The organism is Bartonella vinsonii subsp. vinsonii (assembly GCF_902825235.1).
In the GTDB taxonomy this organism is placed as follows: Bacteria; Pseudomonadota; Alphaproteobacteria; order Rhizobiales; family Rhizobiaceae; genus Bartonella; species Bartonella vinsonii.
On the sequence record NZ_CADEAJ010000035.1, the window covers coordinates 1 to 962 of the forward strand.

Annotated in this window: 2 protein-coding genes; both read right to left on the bottom strand. The window is 47.2% G+C overall.

Features of this window, described 5'->3' with window-relative positions; translation table 11 throughout:
• Window positions 1–681: ParB/RepB/Spo0J family partition protein (locus tag J7R12_RS08565; protein WP_208439063.1), on the bottom strand; the 681-nt coding region annotated here is incomplete at its 3' end.
• A partial coding sequence (locus J7R12_RS08570) for a hypothetical protein (RefSeq protein ID WP_208439064.1) occupies window positions 681–962 on the bottom strand: 282 nt, incomplete at its 5' end. The genes J7R12_RS08570 and J7R12_RS08565, both read right to left, overlap by 1 nt.

Genomic DNA, 962 nt, shown 5'->3' on the forward strand with positions numbered 1-962 from the left:
CCGTTGCGCAACCGGCTCCATCTTGGCTAATTTCAACAGCTGCGCTTGATTATCTGCCAATGCTGTCCCCCGCAAAACAGAGCGCAACTCCGGCTGTAAATGCCGAGCAATACTGTTAAGACGTTTCACAACATCTTGAGAAAAACCAATGCGGTCCGCCACATGTTTAGCAAAAGATAAAACTGTTCCTTTTTCACCTTTTACCTCTGTTTGAGAAATAGGTGCAAGTTGCACCAATTTCTCAAAATCTGTCTCACCACCGATCAAAGGATCAACTTGATCCTTTGATTTTTTATTTCGACCAACCTTAATCTCCCCATACTTCTTTTCCCACAATTCGCGGTAAGTCTGGACAAAAAGCGCACGGTCAATAACGGACAATTCATTGCGAAAGAGGTTTTCTGCCACTTCTAAAAGCGCGGCATTGTCCTTATCAGCCTGCACCACAACGGCATCAATGTCACTATAGCCCAAAAGCTCCGCAGCACGCAGCCGATGCGCACCAGCAATAAGTGTGTAATTTCCCTCTTTAGCATTGGGAGTATGGCGCACCGTAATCGGATTCATCAATCCCTCCCGCGCCATCGATTGTGCAAGTGCCTTGGCATGTTCATCATCCACAGGGCGTATACGCTCCGGCACCACAATCACATCAAGAGCAAGCTTTTGAAACTGTGCCATCACGCTGCCGCCTTTCTGATCTCTTTAAAAAACAAATCCATCGCACGCCCTGCCCATCTTTGATAAGCTTTCGCAAAGACAGGTTCCATTAAACGCCGGTTAATCACCTGCAGTGACAGAGAAATAGAAGTCCGCTGCCGTGCTTGTATGGCAACAATACGCCGCCGTGGCACCTCAAACTGATAATGCAAGATATGAATAACAATCTGCCGTGCTAACGCCGCATCAAATAAGCCATGCGGAGGGTCAATAATATACCGGATCGGCAGATGCTTAAATCC